The sequence below is a fragment of the Synechococcus sp. TAK9802 genome (assembly GCF_014279535.1).
Classification (GTDB): domain Bacteria; phylum Cyanobacteriota; class Cyanobacteriia; order PCC-6307; family Cyanobiaceae; genus Parasynechococcus.
Genome location: NZ_CP047937.1, coordinates 1,781,439 through 1,804,421 on the forward strand (window position 1 = coordinate 1,781,439; position 22,983 = coordinate 1,804,421).

At 57.6% G+C, this 22,983-nt stretch carries 24 protein-coding genes; 11 read left to right on the forward strand and 13 right to left on the reverse strand.

Annotated elements, in window-relative coordinates; genetic code table 11:
* The first annotated feature begins 114 nt into the window (after positions 1 to 114).
* Positions 115 to 411 (forward strand): hypothetical protein, encoded by a 297-nt coding sequence (locus tag SynTAK9802_RS10320; protein WP_186496015.1) that lies wholly within the window; start codon positions 115 to 117, stop codon positions 409 to 411.
* Positions 412 to 628: 217 nt separating this feature from the next.
* On the opposite strand, the gene SynTAK9802_RS10325 is transcribed toward SynTAK9802_RS10320, so the two are convergent.
* Together SynTAK9802_RS10325 and SynTAK9802_RS12805 are read right to left on the reverse strand one after the other, a co-directional pair.
* Entirely contained in the window at positions 629 to 925 is a 297-nt protein-coding gene (locus SynTAK9802_RS10325; protein ID WP_186496017.1) for a hypothetical protein, read from the reverse strand.
* 1,252 nt (positions 926 to 2,177) lie between these two features.
* Positions 2,178 to 2,636, reverse strand: a complete 459-nt coding sequence (locus tag SynTAK9802_RS12805; RefSeq protein ID WP_370586397.1) for a tyrosine-type recombinase/integrase — start codon at positions 2,634 to 2,636, stop codon at positions 2,178 to 2,180.
* Between SynTAK9802_RS12805 and SynTAK9802_RS10335 the strand changes: the two genes are divergently transcribed.
* The 3 genes from SynTAK9802_RS10335 to SynTAK9802_RS10345 all read left to right on the forward strand — a co-directional run bounded on the left by SynTAK9802_RS10335 (position 2,635) and on the right by SynTAK9802_RS10345 (position 6,017).
* Positions 2,635 to 2,814, forward strand: coding sequence for a hypothetical protein (locus SynTAK9802_RS10335; protein ID WP_186496020.1), 180 nt, complete (start codon positions 2,635 to 2,637; stop codon positions 2,812 to 2,814). The genes SynTAK9802_RS12805 and SynTAK9802_RS10335 overlap by 2 nt on opposite strands.
* Before the next feature lie 1,429 nt (positions 2,815 to 4,243).
* Complete coding sequence (locus SynTAK9802_RS10340) at positions 4,244 to 4,417, forward strand: hypothetical protein (RefSeq protein ID WP_186496022.1); 174 nt, start codon at positions 4,244 to 4,246, stop codon at positions 4,415 to 4,417.
* A 1,441-nt stretch (positions 4,418 to 5,858) separates the two neighbouring features.
* On the forward strand, positions 5,859 to 6,017 hold the full coding sequence (locus SynTAK9802_RS10345) for a metallothionein (protein WP_186498199.1): 159 nt from the start codon (positions 5,859 to 5,861) through the stop codon (positions 6,015 to 6,017).
* A 665-nt stretch (positions 6,018 to 6,682) separates the two neighbouring features.
* Here SynTAK9802_RS10345 and SynTAK9802_RS10350 read toward each other — a convergent pair.
* Positions 6,683 to 7,063, reverse strand: coding sequence for a hypothetical protein (locus tag SynTAK9802_RS10350; protein WP_186496025.1), 381 nt, complete (start codon positions 7,061 to 7,063; stop codon positions 6,683 to 6,685).
* The gene (locus SynTAK9802_RS10355) at positions 7,060 to 7,257 is read right to left on the reverse strand and encodes a hypothetical protein (protein ID WP_186496027.1); all 198 of its coding nucleotides are present in this window, start codon (positions 7,255 to 7,257) and stop codon (positions 7,060 to 7,062) included. The genes SynTAK9802_RS10350 and SynTAK9802_RS10355 overlap by 4 nt, the downstream gene beginning before the upstream one ends.
* A gap of 254 nt (positions 7,258 to 7,511) precedes the next feature.
* On the opposite strand from SynTAK9802_RS10355, the gene SynTAK9802_RS10360 reads away from it, so the two are divergent.
* The 3 genes from SynTAK9802_RS10360 (at position 7,512) to SynTAK9802_RS10370 (ending at position 9,064) form a co-directional block, all read left to right on the forward strand.
* Positions 7,512 to 7,646, forward strand: coding sequence for a high light inducible protein (locus SynTAK9802_RS10360; RefSeq protein ID WP_186498201.1), 135 nt, complete (start codon positions 7,512 to 7,514; stop codon positions 7,644 to 7,646).
* 674 nt (positions 7,647 to 8,320) lie between these two features.
* Positions 8,321 to 8,557: a hypothetical protein gene (locus SynTAK9802_RS10365; RefSeq protein WP_186496029.1), complete on the forward strand. Its 237-nt coding sequence runs from the start codon at positions 8,321 to 8,323 to the stop codon at positions 8,555 to 8,557.
* A gap of 282 nt (positions 8,558 to 8,839) precedes the next feature.
* The gene (locus tag SynTAK9802_RS10370) at positions 8,840 to 9,064 is read left to right on the forward strand and encodes a photosystem I reaction center subunit IV (RefSeq protein ID WP_115009828.1); all 225 of its coding nucleotides are present in this window, start codon (positions 8,840 to 8,842) and stop codon (positions 9,062 to 9,064) included.
* Between the two features lie 702 nt (positions 9,065 to 9,766).
* On the opposite strand, the gene SynTAK9802_RS10375 is transcribed toward SynTAK9802_RS10370, so the two are convergent.
* The 5 genes from SynTAK9802_RS10375 to SynTAK9802_RS10395 all read right to left on the reverse strand — a co-directional run bounded on the left by SynTAK9802_RS10375 (position 9,767) and on the right by SynTAK9802_RS10395 (position 13,602).
* Complete coding sequence (locus SynTAK9802_RS10375; protein WP_186496030.1) at positions 9,767 to 10,036, reverse strand: hypothetical protein; 270 nt, start codon at positions 10,034 to 10,036, stop codon at positions 9,767 to 9,769.
* A gap of 10 nt (positions 10,037 to 10,046) precedes the next feature.
* Positions 10,047 to 10,262, reverse strand: a complete 216-nt coding sequence (locus tag SynTAK9802_RS10380) for a hypothetical protein (RefSeq protein ID WP_186496031.1) — start codon at positions 10,260 to 10,262, stop codon at positions 10,047 to 10,049.
* Positions 10,250 to 10,420: a hypothetical protein gene (locus tag SynTAK9802_RS10385; RefSeq protein ID WP_186498251.1), complete on the reverse strand. Its 171-nt coding sequence runs from the start codon at positions 10,418 to 10,420 to the stop codon at positions 10,250 to 10,252. Before SynTAK9802_RS10385 ends, SynTAK9802_RS10380 begins: the two co-directional genes overlap by 13 nt.
* A gap of 1,013 nt (positions 10,421 to 11,433) precedes the next feature.
* Positions 11,434 to 11,835: a hypothetical protein gene (locus tag SynTAK9802_RS10390; RefSeq protein WP_186496032.1), complete on the reverse strand. Its 402-nt coding sequence runs from the start codon at positions 11,833 to 11,835 to the stop codon at positions 11,434 to 11,436.
* 810 nt (positions 11,836 to 12,645) lie between these two features.
* Positions 12,646 to 13,602 (reverse strand): tyrosine-type recombinase/integrase, encoded by a 957-nt coding sequence (locus SynTAK9802_RS10395; RefSeq protein ID WP_186496033.1) that lies wholly within the window; start codon positions 13,600 to 13,602, stop codon positions 12,646 to 12,648.
* A 438-nt stretch (positions 13,603 to 14,040) separates the two neighbouring features.
* Between SynTAK9802_RS10395 and SynTAK9802_RS10405 the strand changes: the two genes are divergently transcribed.
* On the forward strand, positions 14,041 to 15,183 hold the full coding sequence (locus tag SynTAK9802_RS10405; protein WP_186496034.1) for a class I SAM-dependent RNA methyltransferase: 1,143 nt from the start codon (positions 14,041 to 14,043) through the stop codon (positions 15,181 to 15,183).
* Here SynTAK9802_RS10405 and SynTAK9802_RS10410 read toward each other — a convergent pair whose 3' ends face one another.
* Entirely contained in the window at positions 15,184 to 15,570 is a 387-nt protein-coding gene (locus tag SynTAK9802_RS10410) for a phage holin family protein (protein ID WP_186496035.1), read from the reverse strand. It lies immediately after the preceding gene.
* A complete protein-coding gene (locus tag SynTAK9802_RS10415; protein ID WP_186496037.1) occupies positions 15,570 to 15,992 on the reverse strand; it encodes a YqjD family protein in 423 nt (140 codons plus the stop codon). Before SynTAK9802_RS10415 ends, SynTAK9802_RS10410 begins: the two co-directional genes overlap by 1 nt.
* Positions 15,993 to 16,051: 59 nt before the next feature.
* Between SynTAK9802_RS10415 and SynTAK9802_RS10420 the strand changes: the two genes are divergently transcribed.
* The 3 genes from SynTAK9802_RS10420 (at position 16,052) to SynTAK9802_RS10430 (ending at position 21,243) form a co-directional block, all read left to right on the forward strand.
* The gene (locus SynTAK9802_RS10420; protein ID WP_186496040.1) at positions 16,052 to 16,408 is read left to right on the forward strand and encodes a hypothetical protein; all 357 of its coding nucleotides are present in this window, start codon (positions 16,052 to 16,054) and stop codon (positions 16,406 to 16,408) included.
* Positions 16,409 to 16,458: 50 nt separating this feature from the next.
* On the forward strand, positions 16,459 to 20,067 hold the full coding sequence (gene smc, locus SynTAK9802_RS10425) for a chromosome segregation protein SMC (RefSeq protein WP_186496043.1): 3,609 nt from the start codon (positions 16,459 to 16,461) through the stop codon (positions 20,065 to 20,067).
* Positions 20,068 to 20,157: 90 nt separating this feature from the next.
* Positions 20,158 to 21,243, forward strand: a complete 1,086-nt coding sequence (locus tag SynTAK9802_RS10430) for a PRC-barrel domain-containing protein (RefSeq protein ID WP_370586357.1) — start codon at positions 20,158 to 20,160, stop codon at positions 21,241 to 21,243.
* Between the two features lie 25 nt (positions 21,244 to 21,268).
* Here SynTAK9802_RS10430 and msrB read toward each other — a convergent pair whose 3' ends face one another.
* Positions 21,269 to 21,670, reverse strand: coding sequence for a peptide-methionine (R)-S-oxide reductase MsrB (msrB, locus tag SynTAK9802_RS10435; RefSeq protein ID WP_186496048.1), 402 nt, complete (start codon positions 21,668 to 21,670; stop codon positions 21,269 to 21,271).
* Positions 21,671 to 21,698: 28 nt separating this feature from the next.
* Positions 21,699 to 22,982: a glycosyl transferase gene (locus SynTAK9802_RS10440; protein WP_186496051.1), complete on the reverse strand. Its 1,284-nt coding sequence runs from the start codon at positions 22,980 to 22,982 to the stop codon at positions 21,699 to 21,701.
* Between the last annotated feature and the right edge of the window lies 1 nt (position 22,983).

The following is a 22,983-nucleotide window of genomic DNA, read 5'->3' on the forward strand; positions in this document are numbered from 1 at the left end:
CCGCTAACGCCTAAGAAAAACGCTGTCTCCTCGCCACTGGCATAAGCCCTGAAGCGTCTTCTGCACGCCATCGACGTCCAGCAACCGCTGCCCACTTGGCATCTGAACATGCACATGAGCGTCCAGCCAGCCGTCATTCATCAGCTTGTACAGCTGCGTTGGATAAGGCTTATTTGGACATCATACGAGGCAACGCAGTCAGAGACTGACTCTCCAGAGGGGCTCGGCCAGGCAATTGGGAAGTGGAAGGAAAATCTTTCAAAGAAAATATCGAATATTTCGAATGACCCTCAACAATCCCCAGTAGAAAACGAATCAGGCAGGCGCAAGCTCAAGCCCTACGAGTATCCACCCGCTGCACACAACAAGGAGAAATTCCAGGCAGAAAAAACAATTAGCCCCGCCACATAAGGAGGGGATAATACCATAAAAAATCTTGAAAAGCACAAGGAAATGTTCGAAAAAGGATTGATTTCAAATGACGAATATGAACGCCTAAAAGCAAAGAGCTTGGGATTTAAATTGCAATGCCAACAAAGCAAACAGAGCGCTTTCCATAAGGCTTCTTAAGACGGCCAGTCCGAACTACCGGACTGAGCGCATGCCAGGAAAGCAACCACAAACTTTCCTACCTAACAGAACCCGGAACAGACCTTTGGGGCAATCGATCTGAGGAAGAGTTGCTCATGACATTTCCAAGAAAAATCACAACCATCAGCCCCAGACCAATAAGTACCAGCGGGTTGCCGAATGGGGAGCTTGGTACTGCCTCTGCTGGCCTTGCATTCAGCAGCTCCGACCGACGCATTGCAAGTTCAGCTTGAAGCCGGTCATCGAGCATCCCGTAATCATCCTCAGCAAAAGCAAGATTGATCTGCTGTTCGTTCATGCCGCGGATTTTCAACGTGGCGTCTGTGAGGCTCAAGCGGCTCAACGATCCACAGATGGAAGTAATAGGCAGCTGCCTTTCCCGAGATCTCCCTGATGAAGGTGATGGAGGGACATAAACCGTTGACCTGCGCGAGGTACGACGGTTACTAGACACAACACCAGTCGCACTCCATCTCCAGTTGTTGTCCTGCAAGCCGAATCGCCACCTGCCCTCTGAATAAAGAAAGCTATTAACCCGACTTTTATCCAGTCCAAGCGCCGAAGCGATCTCACCACCCGTACGGCCTGGATTTCTCAGCACGTAATGAACAATCCGCTGCTTGGTGCTTTCTGCGTAGGGGGGGTAACTGGGCATTGAGATAAAGCAGTGAGGCAGCTGCAGAAAAAGGACCGCAAGCATTGCGGCATCTGCGGTGCCTTGAAGCCAGTTGCTGCTGGAGAGGAGGGGCGACACCACTGACCAGAGCAGGGTGATCGCGCGGAGGCCACCGGATAACGGCCCTGACAGAGCTGTCCGAACCATCGGGCAACAACCCATTCTCGGGCATACGGGAGCGACGAACGACTTGGACGGAGCCTTGAACTGCGACAAGAAACAGCTCAATCACCGTTGTGGTGACAGCTTTCCCCTTCTTCGCCGTCTTCCACCAAGGGAAGTGAGGGCTCACTGCCCCATTGATCCACAACTGACCGCCGTCCTCAGCATGTGAACTCGGACGTATCAGCTCCCCCACCAGGGGGCTTTTTTTTGGGATTTGTCGATGAAGTGGATGCTGCTTCTGGTGCTCGTAGTAATTGGCGTTGGGACCCTTATGGGGACCACGGCGCTGCCAGTGCTCTGAACTGACCAGCTCCACCCGGTCAGTTCAGAGCCACCAGGGAGTGCTTAAGGATCAGCTGGGGAGGCTGATTCAGGAACATTCCGGCTCAGATAAAGAGCATTGGAAAGGCCCATCACAACGGTGCAGCCCGCAGGGCCACAAACCCGATAAAAGTGATTGCCAATGGACTCAACGGTTCCGCGCCCTTGAACCGAATAAGGGAGTTTCAGCGCTTCAGTCATAACGACAGCTTGAAGGCGCAAATGATTCTCATTTCGCAGGGGGTGACCTGGTCTGCGACGGTCGCTACCGATTTTACCTTTCTTTGCGCTTCGACACTCAGCGCAACAGCCTCCGCAGAGTTTTGGCGACGCAATCTGAGTTTTGATTGTTACGAGAGTCCTGCCCCGGCCTGGCCCCGATTTACCGGCACGTGCCGGTAGACCGCCGGATCAAAAAGGCCCGTTAACCCAGCCGGAGAGATGAACTCTCACCAGGCTCAGCAAGAACGTAATTAGACGTGGTTCCCGTCGAGCTGTGGCCGAGCGTCGCCGAGAGCGTGAAAACATCCACCCCCCGCCGAATTGCATGAGTCGCATGGGTGTGGCGGCAACGGTGCGGGTAGAGGTGCACGTCGGCAGCCTTTCCCCATCTGGCCATGCGAGCGGCCACCCCCTGCCGGGTCAATGGCCCATTCCTTTTATTACTTGGAAAGAGCCAGCCCTCAGGACCGCCGCGGCCCAACGACTCGAACAGCGCCATCCATTCGGCATGAACGGTGGATGCGTCTGGCTTGAACTGCACCACCTTCTGCTGCTGAGCGTTCATAAGCCACCTCTCGCCGCCAGCCTTGGCGGGATTGTCTCCGTAGCGGGGCCCTTCCTTAAACATGGCTACAACTAAGGACTGACACCCCTCCACCATGGACGAGGCCACGTTCTGGGAACCGACCGACGAATTTCTGAACCAAGCCGACTACGACCTGAAGCTCTTGGTGAAGACCTGGAAAGAGGAATACGGCGCAGATGACTACGCCTGCTCAATGGTGTTGCGGACCATCGCCGACAGCGTTTATCTGCCTGAGGGCCAACCGCTCGTCTAGCCATGTTCTTGGACGTAATCGGCGTTCTTCTGCTCGTTGCCCTTCTGGTCTTTGGTGCCGGGGCTTTGTGGAAACCCCTTAGAGGACTGTGGGGATTTATTTCCCAGAGTCAGGCACTGGATTGGTGGACAAGAAAGCCCATCCTCCCAATCGTTCATGGCAAGAGCGGTGGCCGCTACAAGCGCATCTACCGCAAGAGAACACGCCGCTCCTCCTATGGACGCTTCTAAATAGCCGTAACTCCTATTGCGCACGAAAAAGCCGGGTGCAGTTTCCCCACGCAACCCGGCTCAACGCATTTGATTCACCGTTATGAAGCTGGACCTAGCCCATCCCGTAGAAACTATGTTCTGGCTCAACTGTTCAGCTGAATACATGCGCTGACTGGCGCATTGACTCAGGGGGGCAGCGTCACCCCCACATCTGTCGAAGGGCTTGAGCAGTCAGGGCTTGCTGACCCTAGGTATTAATGCTCGCTAGTCAGCTGCCTGTAGTTCCTTATGGTTCGTCAGTCTTCTGATCCGTAGGCCCCCTTTCAACAGCATTAGGCAATGCGCCTCCGCTTTTGGAAACGCCAATCGATGACTGACCACACCCTCAGCATCTCCGCCGCACTGCGTGAAGCGCAGCTGCAGCGTCTTGAGGCTTCTCTAGCTTCAAAGTCAGCAGCCAAGCCTGAGCCTCAAGTCGAGGCCCCAAAAGACAAGGACGAATCAGTTCGCGACTGACCGTTAACGGTCGCCCTTCAGCCCTTGATAAGCACGGCATATTGAGGACATCCAGCTCCGGCTGATGTTCTCTGAATACTTGTTGTGGAGGCGCTTGTCTCGACAGTTCTGGGCGTCTTGCTCGCCTGGTTCACCACCCGGCTGATCATTTGGTTTTTCAGCCCTGATCGGTATCGGCGAGATCGCAGGTCAGAGGATGGATGAGCGCCTAAAGGTCGCTCTTGGTGCGACGGTCATCGCGGCGATCTGCGCTTTCGGGGCCGGTGGGAACTGGTTGTTTTTCCTTGTCCTCACCTCTATGGCAATCCTCGTGATCTGGGAGTTCGGCTAAGAAGCAGATGAAAAACCTTCTCCTGCTTTTGGTCATTGCGGCATCCATCTGGGCTGGGATTGCTCTGGACCGAGCTGGTTGGAAGTACCGCAAGCAGCTTTGGCAATTTCAAGGGGCCGCTACTGGCCTCATTGCTGGATACCTACTGGGACGTTCCAGGCTGATCTGAGTTCTCAGCGCCGTCTTTGGGAACGCAAATTAATCACCGTGTTGATGGCAGCCAAGGTGACCAGACAGGTGAGGCAAAAATCCTTGTAATCCATACGGGCAATGCGAGAGCCCCGCAGATTGCCACGTCGCCTTTGAGTCACTTCGTCCCCAGGGCGTGAGTTGAACCGATAGGGTCCGCTGACTCTTAGGCCTGCCACTCGTGAACCGTCATCCGAACATTGCCTTCTTCGGTGGCACCGTGATCATCGCGATAATGGTCATGGCAGCTTTCGCCAACGTCGCCAACGCTTGCCATCACAACGCCGAGACAGCTGAGCAAACTTCAACAGAGGCTCCTCGGAAGGCTGACGAGAAGGCTGAAGTCGAAGCCTGAGCCACGAAAGGCATGAAAAAGCCGGGTGCAGATCCCCGCAACCCGGCCTCGACGCAAATCAAGTCGTTCTGAAGCTGGACTTAGCCCGTCCCGTAGTGACTCAGTTCTGGCTCAACTGTTCAGCTGAATACATGAGCTGACTGACTCATTGACTCAGGGGACGCAGACGGCACCGACGCCGCGTAACTTCAACCTTGAGTATTAATTCTCATCGTGGGCGCTGAATCCACAGTCGCAACAACGGGTTTTCTACATTTCTGTTACGCAGATTTTGCGACTTCTCCGGACAGCTCGACTGGAGATTCAGATCAGGCGGGTAATGCACGACCCGCCTTTTTTATGCCCGTTTTTCGACACCGCGTGGCTCTTCTGTGGAGGCTTAGCGGTCATCCGTACCTCCGCACCCAGGCCTCACTTCATAGCTTCAACGGGTCTGAATGCAGAGCTGCATCAGGCAGTTGGACGGTCTCCAGTTCTGAGGGGTTCTGGAGATTTTTTTATTTGCTTCCCATGGATCAAGCCGAAATCGACAACTGGAAGACCATCGCCGAAAGCATGGAGACCAAGGGGGACACGGAGAGTTGGTTTTACCGTCGCGCTCGAGCAATTGCTGATGGCCAGCCTGATCCCATGCCCAACGTGTCAGAACTCATTGGAGGCACTGCTGCCTGATCGCATGAGTGGGAGACGCGGGCGAGGGAACCCGCGAACATTCCGTCTCCCAGAGCGTTTGCTGTGGTGCTCACGCCAGATGGATCATCACCTGGATTCGCATGGTCCCCACCAAGGCCTACTAAGGCTTAATGCCTAATTTGTGTTCAGAGGGTTACATATGGGCACCCGCCAAACCAATGTCTTAGGGAAGGCTGTGGTGCCTTCATAGCGTCGCGCATGAGGGGGTATGGCTGAGGGGCCTACCCCTTTTTTTTTGCCCGCCTCGTGCGGAACCCACCACCCGTCAAATAAGGCTGAACTGACTCCCCGACCGGAAAGAAAGGGAGTCAGCTTTTTTGGACAGCGCCCCAATGACTGTGGATAGGCCATTGGATGGAGATGCCCAGCACAGGAACCTCCAAAGACACCATCGCCCCTGTCGTGGGCTGCGCTTTTTCAGATGAGGCGATGGCAACGACCAAATGAATCGCTGAAACGTTGTGGCAATTGAAAACGCTGAACTGACCCCTCAGAGGAAGTAAGGAGCCAGCTTCTGATCAGCGCCCAATGGCATTGCCTGACCATTGGATGGAAGGCCCATGCGATTGAAACTTCCACAGAGAACATCACCCCAGCTGGAGGTGCAGTGCCGTTCATATGACTCGATGGCAGCGGTCAGATGATCCGCGCCAACGTTGCAGGACACCGGTGAGGTTCAATCCTCTCGGTTGAGGGATGCGCTGGTTGTTCTTTCGACTTAAGACAAGAGGAGTTGATCGTCGAATCCATGCCAATCGCAAACCAGCAATGCGCATGTGAGCCATGTAGCTGCAGCGTTTCCCCTGAAAAAGCCGTCGAGAAAGACGGAAAGTTTTATTGCTCTCAGCCCTGTGCTGATGGTCACGCCGGAGAAGAGCAATGTTGCTCAAGTTGTGACTGCTGTTGATCAGTCGCAGCAACCGCCTTGTTTCAGGGGGACCACTGTTACCCCGCTGACGACATTTGCATCCATAAGTACCCGTACTTGAACGCCGCCGCTGGGGTCTTCAGCCAATACCACAGCGAGCCCAATTAGCTCCTCTCCGTTTGCTTTCGTGTAGTTCAGCAGCTCAACGCGTTGGAGTTCTTTGGGAGTGGACACAGGCAATAAAAAGATCTTGAGAGCTTTCTAACGCTGAACTGACTCCCCCCGTTAAGAAGAGGAGTCAGGCCGTTGCTTGCTGTGTCGGCGTGAAACGAACGCTGACACTCAGCGCCCAATGGTTCCTACAAAAACCATGGAATGGAGGTCTTGGGGACTCCGCAGACACCATCACCCCGGCTGGGGGTGCACTGCCATTCAGATGACGCGATGGCAGTGGCCAAATGACTCGTCGAGATGTTTTGGCCAAACGAAACGCTGATCTGACTCCTCGCATCGCTCATGACAGAGGAGTCAGTGGTGTTATCAGCGCCCAATGGTTTCGCTCCATTGAATGGAAGGCTCATGCGACTGAACTTCCGTTGACACCATCGCGGAGGCGATGGATGCAGTGACGTTCCAAATGACGCAATGGCAGCGACCAAAAGAGACGTCGGACCACCGGTAAGGACGGTTGTGCTGGTCCTTTCTTAGCGCCGGTAGTGGTGGTTTGAGTGACCACGGAAACCCTTCTGGTCAGCACCTAGAGCCATCATCTTGTTGAGCTGAGTGACGCAGCCGACAACAACTGCGAATTGGCCGCTTTCTTCTGCTTTCCGCGCCGTGCGCTCTAGGCGGGCGACTTGCTGGAACAGCAGATCACGCTGGTCGATCTCTTCAGCATCAAAGGCAATCTCCATCCACTCTTTGTGGGCCAAAGACACGACGTGACGGGCGTTCCGACGTGTGCACCCCCATGTTTCGGAAATAAGGGAAGCAAGTTCGCTGAAGCCGACGCCTCTGTCGATCTGCTTCATCGCCCATTCATGGCGCTGCTGCTTCTCTTTCTTCGTCACCCGCTTGGTGGTCACAACAGGCCAGCTCCTATGAACGCCTTCTCGACTTCAGGCAGAGCAGCAAGCTCTAAGTCCATGTCAGCGATGGTCTGGTGGATCAACTGACGAGTGATGGCGAACCACTCCTTGCGAGTTGTCGATGGTGGCCACTCAGCGAGGCCATCAAGAACAGACCCTTCAAGGCCCAGACCATCAAGGATCGAAGCCATCAGTCCGTCTCAACTGGATTTGGGGAAAGCGATGTGAGCGCACCCGAGCAGAAACAGCACCCATCAATATTTATTGATGGGTCTAACGAGGTCGCCTGGGGTGACACACCCAAAGCCGTGAAGACGGGCTGGTGGCAAATAGGATTTGAAGACGCAAGTAGGCCAGGAAGCCTGGATTTTTCTGGGCATTGAGGCATTTGGCACAACAGAAGCAGAAGAACACCTATAGGATTGTTACGTTTTTTAACGACACTATGGACGGCAAGTTCGGCTTCTCATCTTTCGCTGAAACCTGGAACGGCCGCCTGGCAATGATGGGTTTCATCATTGGTCTTGGCACTGAGCTACTCACCGGTCAAGGGATCCTTTCTCAGATCGGGATGGGGTGATGCCCAAAGAGGAAATTGATGTTTGGGTACCCGAGACACGTCTTGGGTACTTCAAGCTCCTTTACTTCGGAATGCTTGTGGCAGCGATTTGCGTCGGTGGGAACACAGCACTTGGCTCCCTTTGGCCAACCATGGCTATTGGGCAATGATCCGGGACCAGCCATAGGTTGTTCTCCGGATGCCTTCACTCCAATGACGGCGCTAGGGGTTGGAGAGCAACCATTGAGGGCCATGGCAACACGCGCTCCCACCCTTCATGAGACCACTCAACACAGCATTGGATTGATGCTTATTTGGTCTTTCATCGCAATTACTGTTTTGGTCACAGCTTTCCCCTTCTTCGCGGTCTTCCACTAAGGGAGGCATGGGCTCATTGAACCATTGATGTACAAGCGCCTGTCGTTCTCACCATGAGGACACGGAAATCCCCCCCTGAGAGGGGGGGATTTTTTTGAGGTTTTTCAATGAAGTGGATACTGCTTCTGGCACTCGCTGTGATTGGCGCAGGGACCCTGATGGAGACGACGGCGACGTCGCTGATTTGGCCTGAACAAATAGGACAAGAGTTATTGATCAATTGAACTCTCTTTTTAGCCATGTAGATCGATACACATAGAGCAATTGATACGACAGTGGACTAGCCAAGTATCAGGATAAGCAGGAGGCTCGCAACCATGTCTAACACTGAAACACCATCTTTCAATCGTCGCATTGGGGGAGTGTTGATCACTCAGCTTTCTTCAAAGCTTCGTCTCAATCTTATTTTTCTTCTCACATGGGGCTGGGGCGTGTATTGGATCATCAACACTAGGCAATCAGATCCCAGTATTTTCATTGCAGGCCTGCCAGCAATGCTTACTATTGCTGGCGTTTGGCTGGTGCTTTTAAACAGAGGTCTTAACGTAAAATGAATAGTTCAAAGGAAGCCTCATTTGAGCTACCTCGACACTTTCGCTTCTATGGATTTTTATTCTTCATGGCAGGCAGTTTCTTTCACACCATAGATTTCCTAGGTGTCGAAAATACCGTCATCTGGGGAATGGAGCTGACCTTTTTTGGTTCCCTTGCACTGTCATTATTATTGTGGACCCGCTATGCAGTTCACAGAAGACTCTGGAAATTTCTGGTCTAGCAAAATTACATGCTTGACCAAATCAAGCTATTCAAGTGTCTTATTTTTTTGTTGATCAATCATGACTGAAATCCAAAAGGGTTCAAAGGTCCGTGTAAAGCGAAAGGAATCTTATTGGTATAATGAAATAGGAATTGTAGCTTCTCGAGAGAAAGAGCCCACGAAATCAAGGTATCCAATTACCGTCAGGTTCGAGAAAGGCAATTACTATGGACTGCAAGGGACAGATGGCGGCAACAATACCAATAATTTTCATGCAAGTGAATTAGATTTGATCACCGAATAAAAAGGAAATAATCACAGAAATATTGCAACATTTTTTCCATTCTTGTCAAAATTAGAGCCAGGAAATCCCCTAGGAAAACCTCTAATTGAATTGGCAGGTGTTCGAAGCGCCTCTTGCAATAGAAATGCCGTTGAACTTGGAAAGCTCGATAGCCTGAAAATTATTGAACCACCTCTCGATAACCTCACGCTCCTCTTTGGTGCATTTTTCAAGAATTGTCTGCAATTCGATTTCCATCACAATTTGTATTTCGTCAAATTATGGCAACACTACCCAAAGAAGACGGTGAATTTACTGACAAAGACCTGTGAAATATGTATCACGAGTGCTTTTGATAAGTAAAAACACTCATCAGTGAAATGTAGTCCCTAAAACGGAACAGTTGATACACCCCCCACTACTGAACTAATTCTCTGGTGCAACCTCCTAGCTGCAATCAGCAATAGCTATCGGAAGGTGATTTCAATAAAAGCTCCAAGAGGCGAAGGATTTTTAGCCTTTCTGCCACGTGCACTTTCTTCTCTGCTTCTTCCCGAACTTTTTTGAATGAGAACACCTGGACGTATCCGATCACCTGGCCTCAGTAGCAATAGACGCTCAGGCCGTGGATCACCAGAGCTAAGACAAGGGTGCTCCTTGAACATGAAGGCGGGGAGCACGCGAGGTCATCCACGCAGGGCTGCGGTGGTGGCTTCGCTTGTCTCAGTCCATGCCCATGTGCTCACGAGTCATCTGCTCCAGCACGGACAGGAACTCCGATTCCTCAGGTGTGTCATCAAACCTCGTAGCGCACTTAACGCAGAAGGTGATCCACGTCGCTGCCTCAACACCACTGGCCTCGATCACCAGTTGATAAGCACGGTCGAAGTCAGCCCCATCTTTGAGGAACCAGCCGATGGCTTTGTAAAGGGCATCCATGCCAATCACTTGTGGGTCAGCAAAGACCGCACGGATCTCGTCACTAGATGCCATCTCTTATCACCTAGCCGAGCTCAGGCCAACAATCCAGGCATTTGCCGAAGTCAATGTCCCAGCGTTCATCCTCGATGTTCTGATCACCAGCCAGAAAGTCGTTGCAGGCTTCGAAGTCTGAGTAGTTGTCATAGATGCCGCCATCATTCAGCTGAGCCGTAATGCCCGTTGGATCAAGTCCCAAACCCAAGACGATGAGCAGAGCGGTGAAGTTCAAAGAAGCCACCAACCCAACAACAGGCCGATGACGAGGCCCTTCACCCAGACCAAGGCAGCCATCTGGTATTCAGTCCAGCCAAGCTTGGCCTTGAGCCAGAAGAATGCCTTCTTGTCTGCGAAAAAGAGAGCCTTAAGAGGTCGGACGATCCACTTCTTGATCTCCAAATTCAGGCTGGTATGGCTCAACAGGTTCTAGGGGCAACGCTTCTACCTGCCCATATCTCTCATCACGTCGCCTAGTGATCTGTTTGACCTTTGCTCGACCTTATTCAGATGATCGGCGTACCAACCAGCTTTGAAGACACCGGCGAATTTTTTGCCAAATGAGTTGGCACCGTTTTCCGCGCAACGGCCGCAGATACCACAAAAGAAACCCAATGATAGAGCCGCCATTGCTCAACGGACTCATCATCCTGCCAATCCAGTGCTCAAATGGAGGGCAGCCCCCAGCACCCAGGCACTGAGGAGTACGACAAGCAAGACGTAGAGAGACCGTATAGACAACAGATACTCAGGCTCCTAATCCGGAGGTGAATGTCTTCACTGCATAGGAGCGTTGTTTTTAGTCGGCACCTGTATCGTCATCATGCTGGTCTCCCAAGAAGCAAAAACCCCGGCATAGCCGGGGTTCTCACCGACCTTGGACGGTTCATTATTTATAGAACGCAGCGAGGCATTGATGCGGAATTTTCGCACAAAAGTTACATGTCAATAGATCAAAGGGGCCATCTCCTCTTTCGCTGATTCAACGAAAGAGAAGAATGCATTGGCCCGTCGATCCCGTCCAAGGACGACCTAGCAATCATGCCCCAAAAGGGCTCTTATTGATAGTGATAAGCATTCTCAATCAATGCAAATCCGTCACTAAGCGTAAATACCCAATAAAGTTCAAGCGCTTGGCCTAAGGGATTAGCTCAACTTCCCACTGCAGAGTCGCGATCAGGTGAACCAGAAGAGCCACAAGGCGAGTCCAAATCAGTTGCTCAGCATTCCGACGGTTTCCAAGTCATCTTCACGCCAGCAGGCGTCCTGTTTTCAGTACCTCAGGCCCGAGGAGAAACCACTCGTCCAATAGAGCAGACGACCGCAAGTCCATTAAATTAGAGTTCGATTCTCTCTGGGAATACTCAGCTGTCTAATTAAAAGTTAACTACGGCAATGATTCTCTGACCCCATGGTTAAGTGATACCAAGTCCATTAAATAGCTCTTTATGAACAACAAAGGTATGGTACAGAACTGTTCCTCTTTCGGGTTCGAGGCGTTCACCATCTGCATTGAAGCCAATGCTACATACGAGATTACCCATCCAGCTAATTTGATCTGGGCTTTGGCTTATAGACCATTGCAACATTTGCTCAGTATGCTCAGGTAGCGAGGCCGCTATCTTCTCGCAAGCTTTGTTGAGACGGTAAAGCGCCGGGGGTTTTCCTGGGAGGTTGAGCGCTTTTCTCAAAGAAAGCTCATCGAATATTCCGATATATCGAATATGCTCAATGATATCTAATTCTTCATTGTCCAAACCTGCATTTTCAAGTGCAATTTCAAAAGCTTCTATATTCAGCTTAGGTCGGTTAATCATGCTAGGTGTTCCTCGTAAATGCTTTGCTGAGGTGCTGTGGCTACGTTAGCGCCAAAAGAGAAAAGAAAAGTTTTAGTTTTGAGCTGGTGCGTATAAACACCGAAATCTGACCCAGCAAATTGACCGCCCACACCATAAGTCGTATGGAAAGGAGAACGCCTCAGGGCCAAGGAAGCCGCTTAATTCTCCATAAATATAGATACACTAGTTAAACTAAAAAGGTCAGTTTTACGGGGACTGGCGACTTTATAGTCAGCAAAGATTGCCCTCATTTATTAACATCTTTTCTTCGCCATCTAAAGCTTTCTTGGCAAATACCGAGAATTAATTTCGGGCAGATATGCCTAGGCACTTTATTTTCGTTCACAAGCAGCTTGCCTCTTAAGGCACTTCCGACATATTTTTTCTCTCAAATGAATTGGAGGTGGGTATGTCTCTTGCCCCTTCTCTTGTTTGGAGATCAAAAGTAGGCGGGACAATTCGTTTGATGGTGGGTGACACCAACATCCGCTACTTAGCCGAGTTGAACGGCAGCCGTGTCTACTGCGACGACTATGCAACCGCCGCGGCTCATCTCGACTACTGGAGTAAACAGCAATTGCACTGCTGGGGCAGGCGGTAACAACGTTTATGCCGGTTGTTCCCTAGCCCAACGATCCCTGCGTGACTTGCGGCAGCTGTCGCACATGCAGGTGAAATCCTCATCAGCACCGATGCCATTAACCGGCGCACCTGAGAGGCCCCACCTTGTGTGGAGCGTCCAGCGATAGAGCCTCCCCAGCTCTTCGTCAGTGGGCAGAAATGACCGCATCAACCAAGACGCAGAGAACTGCTGTCCAGAGGATTTGCAGCCACGTAATGCCCAGTAGTCGCACTCGAGGAGTGACCGAGCGTGGCTTGAAGCGTGAATACGTCCACGCCCCTCTGCACAGCGTGTGTGGCATGGCTGTGCCTCAGTTGGCGTGGGTGAACGTGGAACCCTGCGGCTCTGCCCCACTTCCGGCAAACATCTCCAATTGCTTGGCGTGAGAGATGCCCAGTCCGCCTGGGACTAGGGAAGACGAACTCTTCATCAGAGCCGCGGCCAAGTCCTTGAAAGAGGCCAAGCGTTGCTGGCGATATGCGAACAGTGCGTCGCTTGGATCCTTTGCCAAGAAGGTGAATTTGCCCTCCAGCATCGAGAACCTCGATGTCTTTCCAACGGATAACCGCGATCTCAGAGACCCTGCCTCCGAGCAAGTACGCACCTTTGATGAGCACGTAATCCCGCTGGGCCTTGGGGTCCAGGTGAGCAGCCCTTGTGATGGCTGCCATCAACAGCCCGAACTGCTCAGGAGTCAGCGGCCTGGTGCTCTTCTCGGCGTGGAGAAGCGATCGAGGTGGCATCGGATTGCGAGGCACGCCGGTCACTGCTGACTGACTGGGCTCAGACGCCCAGCGGTAGAGCGAACTGATTGCAGCGATGCGTCTGTTGAAGGTTCGGGGCTTCATGTGCCCTTCCTCGACTTGTTCCCGCAGTTGGGACACCCAGTCCTGGCAGAACGCTGCGTTGATCTCGCGTAAATGCAGATGCGGGTGATTGCGATCCCGCCAGCGCGTGAACTCACGGATCTCACGCTTGTAGCCACGAACGGTCTCAGCACTGACAGAGCGACTGCACTGACTCAGAAACCGCTTCCGCAGCAGCGCGTCGCCCCAAAGGACGGCTCCGGCTGCTGCTGTTTCGAACATTCGACTGACAAAGGCCAGCGCCTCTGCCTTGTCCATGCCGACAAGAACAGGCGGCAGAGACTTGTTCGCAGAAATGTTCGCACCGTGTTTTGGTGCCTCCGTCGTAACTAAACCTGCTCCGCTGAGATCACTTCCAGCGGAGTCGTTTTGGTGATTGTTGAAGGCCCCTTCCAGGGCCCATGAGTCATTTGGGTGATAAGGCTGACTTCACCCCATCTCCCTTAATGGGTCAGGCAGCAACAGGGGCTGCTTGACGGGAGAAACGAACGATGTTGTTCGCAGTTACGGGTTTGCTCTCACCGAGCAGGCTTCAGTCACCCTCCTCATGCCCCGTCGAAACCATTGCAGCCCCGTGAGGGGGAATGGAGCTGAGCGGAATCGAACCGCTGTCCGAAACACTGGTGTGGATCACCTAGTCCGACGAAGCCGGACCCTGTCATTCTGACAGGAGTGGTGGCCTGGAGCACAACGCCCTTGGGTCGAATCAACCGGCTATCCGCCGTGGCCGTTGTGCCACAAGGCCTGGAAGCAGCCGCTGGCGACGAACTCAGCACCCTTGGAGCCCATGCCGTGAGACCCGGCAGGCGTGCCGTCAGCTTCCAGGCAGACATGGCCTGCCTATACCGGCTGCACCTGCAGGCTCGACTGCCCTTCCGGCTGCTGCGCCAGGTGGCGCGCTTCCCCTGCCAAGGCCGGGACGACCTCTATGACGGCATCCGCGAAGCGCTCGACTGGGAGCGCTGGCTGCATCCCTCGATGACCTTCCGGGTGGATGTGACTGGAACGGCACCAGGACTGAACCACAGCCATTTCACGGCGTTGCAGGTCAAAAACGCCCTTGTGGACGCACAACGGGATCTCTGGGGCGAGCGATCCTCGATTGATCTCGACGACCCCGATCTCTCCCTGCACCTGCACCTCGGCCGCGGGGAAGCTCAGCTGAGCCTCGATGGCAGTGGCGGCAGCCTGCACCGTCGTGGCTACAGGGCCGCCATGGGTGCGGCACCGTTGAAGGAAAATCTGGCGGCCGGGCTGATCCGCCTGACGGGCTGGGATGGAAACCAACCCCTCGTGGACCCCTGCTGCGGTTCAGGAGTGCTCCTGGTCGAAGCGGCCCTGGCCGCCTTGCAGCAGGCCCCGGGGTTGGAGCGCCACTTTGCCCTCGAGGGTTGGGCTGATTTCCAGCCGGAGCTCTGGGACAGAGAAGCTGATCGCGCCCGGCAACGGCGCAGGGGGGACCTCACCCTTCCGCCGCTCCTGGGGATTGAAGCGGATCCCGTCATTGCCGATCAAGCCCGGGCCAATGTGGAAGCCGCTGGGCTGAGTGGAGTCATCCGCATCTGCACGGGCACTTTCAGCGATCAACCCCTCCCGGAGGGCCCGGGGGTGTTGGTGTGCAATCCCCCTTACGGCCAACGCATCGGCGATGAGGCGGAGCTGGAGGCGTTGTATCGAGAGCTTGGCAACTACGCCAAAGGCCAGGCCAAGGGTTGGAAGCTCTGGTTGCTCAGTGGAAATCGCAACCTGACGGGAGCCCTGCGTCTGAAGGCCGAGCAACGGATTCCCGTGAGCAACGGCGGCATTGACTGCCGCTGGCTGCACTACGACATCCGCTGATCACACCCGTCCCATCACCGCCCGCACCGTTTTCATCACCCCTTCCAAGGTCTGAGGCAGGAACGGACCCTTCAGCACCTGGCCGCCAATGCGCAAACTGATGCCCGCCAGCACCAGATTGGCCACGGCGAGGCTCAACAGTGCGCGCATCCAATCCAGATCCCACTGGGCCTGAATCCAAAGCAGCAACGACGCTTCGCCCGCCAGCAAGGCCAGGAACATGGCCGTGCCGCCGATGGCGAGGAACAGACCACCGCTGATCAGTCGGCGCTTCTCCCGATCCACTTCCTGCAGGGCAATCCGCACGTGCAGATCCATCACTGACGCTGCCAGTGCGGTCACTCGAGCTGCCGCTCCAAATCCGCGGGGAGAGTTCTGATCGGCCATCAGGAACGCCGCCCCCCGCGAAGCATGCTGCCCAACAGCAACCCAACACCAAGGGCAACACCCACAGCCAGCAGCGGTCGCTGGCGCACAGGCGCCTCGATCTTCGGCCGCAGGGTGCTGTTCAACTCATCCAGCAACTGTTCCAGTTGCTCTTCGAGGGGATCCAGGCTGTCGGCCCAGTCGCGGCTGCGATCACCGGCGCTGTGGAGAAGCTCCTCCAGTTGCTCCCGAACCCCTTGGGGCGTCAGGCCTGTGTTCTGTTCAATCAAACGAACCAACTCATCCACACTCCCCCGTGTGGCTTCAAGGGTGTGCTCAGCAAGATCCGGCCAGCGCTCCTGGATCGTCGGCAGCAGGCTTTCAAAGCGCTCACGGAAGTGGTGCCCGAATCTGCCGTTGGACTGCGGCGATGGCGAGGCCATGAAGACCGTTGGCAGGACGCTTTAGAAGGGTAGGGAGACTGAAGGCTGAGGGAAAGTCTTTGCCGAGATACGCCCTCCTGCGTCACACCGGAGCACCGGACGACCCCAGCGGATGCCACATCGATCTGCTGCTGGAGGACGGGGACAGCTGCCGAACGTGGCGACTGGCCACAGTGCCGCAGCTCAACGCAGCAGCCCAACCAGCAGTTCCCCTGCCTGCCCATCGAAAGGTCTGGCTGGAGCCCCGCAGTGCTGCCGTTTCGGGCAATCGGGGCTGGGCCGAACGCATTCATGCCGGCAGCTACAGCGGAGTGCTCCCCAACGCCACGGATGCAGACGTCACCCTGCAGCTCGAGGGCGACCTCCAGGGCTGCCTGCGCATCAATTCCGGGCACTGCTCCTTATCGAACCCTTGAGCTTTTCGTGGGTTCCGCTAATTTCGACTCGCTGACAGCCCTAGATCCTGTTGGTTCATATCAATCAGGTTGGGCTGACGCACTTCAAGTCGTTCGGCGGAGCGATGACGATCCCTCTTGAAGAGGGATTCACCGTCGTGACCGGACCCAATGGCTCCGGCAAAAGCAACATCCTCGATGGCGTTCTGTTCTGCCTGGGCTTGGCCACCAGTCGTGGCATGCGGGCTGACCGCCTGCCGGACCTGGTCAACAGCGGCATGCTCAAGGCCGGCAAGGCCGCTGAAACAACCGTCAGCGTCCGCTTTGACCTGAGCGACTGGACACCCGATGCCGCCGAGGAAGGCCTGGAGGCACCAGCGGAGGGGCCCTGGATTCAACCGGGACAAACGGAATGGACGGTGACCCGAAAACTGCGGGTGATGCCAGGGGGCTCCTACAGCTCCAGCTACAGCGCCGACGGAGTGCCCTGCAACCTGCAGCAGCTGCAGACCCAGCTGCGCCGGCTTCGGATTGATCCCGAGGGCAGCAACGTGGTGATGCAGGGGGACGTCACCCGCATCGTCTCGATGAGCAACCGCGACCGCCGCGGCCTGATCGATGAACTGGCCGGTGTTGCCCTGTTCGACACCCGGATCGAACAGACCCGCCGCAAGCTCGATGACGTGCAAGAGCGCCAGGAGCGCTGCGGAATCATTGAGCAGGAACTGCTGGCCAGCCGCCAACGGTTGGAGAAGGACTGCGCCAAGGCCCGGCAATACCAGGACTTGCGGGAACGGCTGCAACTGGGACGCCGCCAGGAGATGGTGCTGGCCTACGAAGCCGCCCAGCAGGCCCTCAAGGATCTGGCCACGCGGCAACAGGCGCTGGAAGCCCAGGAACAGAGGGACGCCGCGACCATTGCCAGCGGCCGAGAGCAGCTGAACAAGGCCGTGGCCGAACTGGACTTGCTCCAGGAGCAGGTGAAGGCCCTGGGGGAAGACCAGCTGCTGGCGGTTCAGGCGGAACTGGCTGGCCTCGACACCAGCAGCCGTGAACTGGAGCGCCAGGCCAGCCTCCACCAGGACGAAGGCCAGAAACTGCAGGCGCAGCGCCAGGACCTCGCCACCCGTCGCCAGCAGTGGCAGCTGCAATCACGGGAACTGGAACGCGATCCCCATCAGGACGCCCTCAGCGCCGCCGAAGACAACTGCAGGGCCGCTGAAGCCGCGGTGGAAATGTCCCGCCGCCGGCTGGCGGATGTGGCGGGCCGCTCCGGCGCCTGGGTGGAGGAACAGAAGCGCCGCAGCGGTCGCCGGCAGGAGTTGCAAAGCAGCGTCGCTCCCTTGTTGGAGGAGCAGCAGCAGTTGCAGGAACGGCTGCGCCAGGAACGAGAACGGCTGGAAGAGCTCACCCAGGAACAGCACCAGGACGGCGCCGACGGCGACGCCGTGCAGCAACAGCTCGCAACCCTGGAGGAGACCTGGCAAACCCTGCTGCAAGCCATTGCCGACGGCAAACAGGATCTCCAGCAGACCGCCGAATCGCTGGCCATCCAACAGCGCACCCGCAGCCGGCTGGAGCAGGAGCAGACCCGCTTGGAACGGGAAATCGCTCGGCTGGAGAGCCGGCGGGATGCCCTTCAGGAAAGCCGCGGCACCGGAGCCCTGCGCCTGCTGCTGGAGGCCGGCCTCGATGGCATCCACGGCCCTGTGGCCCAGCTGGGAGAGGTGGAGGATCGCCATCGCCTCGCTCTAGAAGTGGCCGCGGGGGCCCGTCTCGGCCAGGTGGTGGTCGACGACGATCGCATCGCCGCCCGCGCCATCGAACTGCTCAAGAGCCGCCGTGCTGGCCGGCTCACCTTCCTGCCTCTGAACAAGATCCGCGCGCCAGGGGGCGGCGGCTCTTCAGCCGCCTTTGCCCGAGGTGCACGCCCCGGTGAGGACAGCGGTGCCGGCCTGATCGGCCGGGCCGTGGAACTGGTGCGCTTCGAACCGGTCTATGACCAGGTGTTTGCCTACGTCTTCGGCGACACCCTGGTGTTCTCCGACCTGGCCAGCGCCCGTCAACAACTGGGCCGCTCCCGGGCGGTGACCCTGGATGGGGAGCTTCTGGAGAAGAGCGGCGCCATGACCGGCGGCAGTTTCTCCCAGCGCAGCAGCAGCCTCAGCTTCGGCCGCAGCAGCGATCAGGACGAAGCTGAACCCCTGCGGCGGCGCCTGCTGGAACTGGGGGAATCCCTGGCGGCCTGCCGGCGGGAGGAGTCGAAGCTGGCCCAACTGATCGAGCAGCAGAAACCCCAGCTGCGCGAACTGGAAAAGCAACAGGCGGCCTTGATCGCCGAGCGCAATGCCGCCCGGCGCAACCACGGCCCCCTGCTCGAGCGCAGCCGCCAGCGGGCCGAACGGCTCAGCAAATTGCAGCAGGACCAGACCGAGCAACAGCAGCGGCTCGAAGCCATCAGCACTGCACTCACCCCACTTACCGCGGAACTGCAGGCCTTGGATGAGGCGGAGCGCAACAGCGGCAACAACGACGATGCCGCCGCCTGGGCCCAACTTCAGACGGAACAGGAAGCCGCCGACCAAGGGCTGGAGGCGGCCCGCCGCGAGCGCGACCAGCTGCTGAATGCCCGCCGCGAGCGGCAGCTGGCGATCGAACGCCTGGGGGATCAAGAAAAGGCTCTAGCCGCCGAAGAAACGCGTTTGCAGGAGGCGGTGAAGGCCCTCGCCAGTGCCCATGGGGCCTGGCGCCAGCAGCAGAGCGACCTCCAGGAGAAGCGCAAAGAGCTCGAGCAGCAGCAGACCGACCTGCAGGAGCGCTTCGGCAGCCAGCGCCGGGCCCGGGACGCCGCGGAAGCCGAGGTAGGCCGCCAGCGTCAGGCCCTGCAGCAGGCCGAATGGAATCTGGAGCGGCTCAAGGAAGACCACGAAGGATTGATCGAAGAACAGCGCAGCGGTGCGGTGCGCCTGCAGGAGATGGAACAGGCCCTGCCGGACCCGAGGCCGGAGATCCCGGAAGCCCTGCGGCTGGCGGGCTTGGAAGCCTTGCAGACCGATCTGCAGGCCATCCAGCAACGCATGGAAGCGCTGGAGCCCGTGAACATGCTGGCGCTGGAGGAACTCGAGGCCCTCGAAGAGCGGCTCAACGAACTCAACGAACGGCTCGACGTGCTCAACAGCGAGCGGGAGGAACTGCTGCTGCGGATCGAAACCGTGGCCACCCTGCGCCAGGACGCCTTCATGGAAGCCTTCACCGCCGTGGATGGCCATTTCCGCGAGATCTTTGCCTCGCTCTCCGATGGTGATGGCCACCTGCAACTGGAGAACCCGGAGGAGCCGTTGGAAGGTGGCCTCACCCTGGTGGCCCATCCCAAGGGCAAAACCGTGCGGCGCCTGGCCTCGATGTCGGGGGGAGAGAAATCACTCACCGCCTTGAGCTTCCTGTTCGCCCTGCAGCGCTTCCGGCCGTCGCCGTTCTATGCCCTCGACGAGGTGGACAGCTTCCTCGACGGCGTCAATGTGGAGCGCCTGGCGGCTCTGATCGCCCGTCAGGCCGAGGCAGCCCAGTTCATGGTGGTCAGCCACCGCCGCCCGATGATCGGCGCAGCCCAGCGCACGATCGGGGTGACCCAGGCCCGCGGCGCCCACACCCAGGTGGTGGGTTTACCGGATGCCGCCTGAACGATCGAAGTTTTCGCTGTGCAATCTGAACGTGACAGGCGGAACCCCTGCGCCACAATGGTCTGAATGTCCATGGCCGAGGGCCCGCGCTTGACCCCGACCCCTACCCCAAACGACGCCATCACCACTGGCGTACCCAGCGATCGCCTCTGGTTGCGCTCCGAACTGATGGGCACCCAGGTGATCACCCGTGACACCGGCCGCCGTCTTGGGGTGGTGGGTGAAGTGATCGTCGATATCGACCGCCGTGAAGTGGTGGCTGTGGGGCTGCGGGACAACCCCCTGACCCGTTTCCTGCCCGGCCTGCCGCGCTGGATGCCGCTGGACCGGATCCGTCAGGTGGGCGACGTGATCCTGGTGGATTCGGCCGACTCCCTCAGCGAAAACTTCAACCCTGAGCGCTACAGCCGGGTGATCAACTGCCAGGTGATCACCGAGTCCGGTGAACAGCTGGGGCGGGTGCTCGGCTTTGCCTTCGACATCGAGACCGGGGAGCTCACCACCCTGGTGATGGGCGCCCTTGGCGTGCCCCTGCTGGGGGAAGGGGTGCTGAGCACCTGGGAAATGCCGGTGGAGGAGATCGTCAGCAGCGGGCCGGACCGGATCATTGTTTACGAGGGAGCCGAAGACAAGCTCAAACAGCTGAACAGCGGCGTTCTGGAAAAACTGGGCGTCGGTGGCCCCAGCTGGGAAGAGCAGGAGCGGGAGCGCTACCGGGTCAACCTGGTGCCTGTGGAAAATCAGCTCACTTCCGGACAACCCCAGGAGCAGGAGCAACGGCGTCTCCAGGCTTCAGAAGCCGAGCGGTTTGAGGCTGATGCAGAACTGGAATATGTGGAGCTGGAGGACCGGCGGCAGGAGTCCATGCAGCAACGCCGTTACCTCGACGAGCCCCAGAGGTACGACGAGCAGCGCTACGCCGAACCTGCCCGCTACGACGAGCGGCCGGCTGAGCGAGCACAGACCTACAACGAGCCCGCACCCTTCGATCAGCAGCCTGCCTACGAGGGACAGCCTGCTTATGAGGAACAGCCCGCCTACGAGGAACAGCCTCCGCGGCGTGCCATGCCTGCTTCCCGTCGCGCGGTTCAGCAGTCGGGTGAACCCCTGGATGTGGAACCGATGGAGGATGCAGCGCCCCAGCGCCGGAGCCAGGATCTCGACGATCCCTGGTGATCGGGCCTGAGGCGCTGAACGGTGTTCAGGACGCCTTGAAGTTCAACGATGCGCTGTTGACGCAGTAACGCTGGCCCGTGGGGGCGGGACCATCCGGGAAGACGTGCCCGAGGTGGGCATCACATTGAGCGCAGTTGATTTCGGTGCGCACCATCCCGTGGGTCAGATCCTCTTTGGTGGTGATCGCCTCGGCACTCATACCGTCCCAGAAGCTGGGCCAACCCGTGCCTGAATCGAACTTGGTTTCAGAGCTGAACAGCGGCGCACCACAGCAGACGCAGTGGTACATCCCCGTGGCCTTATTGTTCCAGTAAGCCCCGGTGAACGCCCGCTCGGTACCGCCGCAGCGAGCCACCTGGAACTGCTCCGGTGTGAGGGATTGCTTCCACTCCTCGGCGCTGCGTTCGACCGGATTGGACGGGGTCATGGTCGTCGGAACCAGAGTGGGGCGCAGCCTAGGAAGCGTTGAGCTCTCGGGGAAGCAAACCCCTCACCTCGGCGGCCAATGCGGCCACCGCCCCGGGTTCTCCCCGCAACGCCTGGAGGTCCTGGCGCTGGCCCTCAAGCCGCTCGGGGGCGTTCAGCCAATCGCAGGCCTCCTTCGCAATTTCCTCCGGGGTGATCGCCCCCACCCGCTCCGGCACCACAGCACGGCCTGCACTGATGTTGGGCCAGGCCATCAACACGTTGTTGCGCAATCGCCAGAGGGTCAATAGAACCCCGATCAGACGCCTCAGACCCGGCAGACGCGCCAGCAGCCCCAGCCCGCCGTCCCATGCCTGCATCACCTCCAGGTGCTGGGTGGGAACAATCACGATCATCGGCACCGCAAGGGCGCCGAGTTCGGCCGTGTTGGCACCGACCGTGGTCAGGGCCAGGGCGCACTGGCTCAGGGGGCCATGGGCCGGATGCTGCTCCAGCAGACGAATCCGTGTGCCCGCACCCGTCACCAACTCCGTCACCGACTCCCCCTGCTCCACCGAAGCAACGGTGGCGCTGTAGCGGGCAGCAATCGGGTTGGATGCGCCGGCGAAACGCAGCAGTTCATCAACGCTGGTGGTGGGAGCCAGCGGCAGCAAAAAACGGCATCCGGGTTGCAATCGGGCCAAACGATCGGCGGTATCGAGCAGAAACGGCATGCCGACGCTCAACTTGGCCGGCTTCGATCCCGGCAACAGGGCCACCCACTGACCCTCGGGGAGAGGTTCCTCGCGACGAGCGAAGGACGACAGATCCGCCATCAGATCACCGACCACGCGGCACCGGGGCTGGTAACGGACCGGCAGCTGACGCCGCACCGCGTCCGACATCGCCGCAATCCGATCGTTCCAGCCCGGCCAACGCGCCACCCACTCGGCATAGGTGATGTGGCGGTAGCCGAGACGAGCCGAAAGCAGAACAGTCCAGAACTGATCACCGCCAAGAAACACCACCACACCCTTCTGCGGCCATGGGCCGTAGCGCTGGGGACGCAGCAGCAACGACCAGAAGCGTCCTGCCGGCACGATGCGCTCGAACAAGTCCCAGGGCTCCGCGGCCGCACGCTCCTGGCCCGTGGCATTGGGGCAGGGCACCAACACCAGCTGCAGGGACGCTGACGCACTCTGAGACCGGGGACGCAGGCGAAGGCTGGCGTGCAGCCGTTCGGCCAGGGGTCGAACCCAGGTGGTCAGTTCACCGGGACCGTTCGAAACGAGAACAACGGCAGGGCCTGGTTCTGCTGCGCGGGGACGGGCCAAA

Coding starts and splice junctions, on each gene's coding strand:
- SynTAK9802_RS10390 (WP_186496032.1), bottom strand. CDS start 11,835: ATGATTAACCGACCTAAGCTGAATATAGAAGCTTTTGAAATTGCACTT.
- SynTAK9802_RS10365 (WP_186496029.1), top strand. CDS start 8,321: ATGTCTAACACTGAAACACCATCTTTCAATCGTCGCATTGGGGGAGTG.
- SynTAK9802_RS10360 (WP_186498201.1), top strand. CDS start 7,512: ATGGACGGCAAGTTCGGCTTCTCATCTTTCGCTGAAACCTGGAACGGC.
- SynTAK9802_RS10375 (WP_186496030.1), bottom strand. CDS start 10,036: ATGGCATCTAGTGACGAGATCCGTGCGGTCTTTGCTGACCCACAAGTG.
- SynTAK9802_RS12805 (WP_370586397.1), bottom strand. CDS start 2,636: ATGGTGGAGGGGTGTCAGTCCTTAGTTGTAGCCATGTTTAAGGAAGGG.
- SynTAK9802_RS10345 (WP_186498199.1), top strand. CDS start 5,859: ATGCCAATCGCAAACCAGCAATGCGCATGTGAGCCATGTAGCTGCAGC.
- SynTAK9802_RS10410 (WP_186496035.1), bottom strand. CDS start 15,570: ATGGCCGATCAGAACTCTCCCCGCGGATTTGGAGCGGCAGCTCGAGTG.
- SynTAK9802_RS10395 (WP_186496033.1), bottom strand. CDS start 13,602: ATGGACAAGGCAGAGGCGCTGGCCTTTGTCAGTCGAATGTTCGAAACA.
- SynTAK9802_RS10355 (WP_186496027.1), bottom strand. CDS start 7,257: ATGGCTTCGATCCTTGATGGTCTGGGCCTTGAAGGGTCTGTTCTTGAT.
- SynTAK9802_RS10335 (WP_186496020.1), top strand. CDS start 2,635: ATGGACGAGGCCACGTTCTGGGAACCGACCGACGAATTTCTGAACCAA.
- SynTAK9802_RS10415 (WP_186496037.1), bottom strand. CDS start 15,992: ATGGCCTCGCCATCGCCGCAGTCCAACGGCAGATTCGGGCACCACTTC.
- SynTAK9802_RS10370 (WP_115009828.1), top strand. CDS start 8,840: ATGACTGAAATCCAAAAGGGTTCAAAGGTCCGTGTAAAGCGAAAGGAA.
- msrB (WP_186496048.1), bottom strand. CDS start 21,670: ATGACCCCGTCCAATCCGGTCGAACGCAGCGCCGAGGAGTGGAAGCAA.
- SynTAK9802_RS10320 (WP_186496015.1), top strand. CDS start 115: ATGAGCGTCCAGCCAGCCGTCATTCATCAGCTTGTACAGCTGCGTTGG.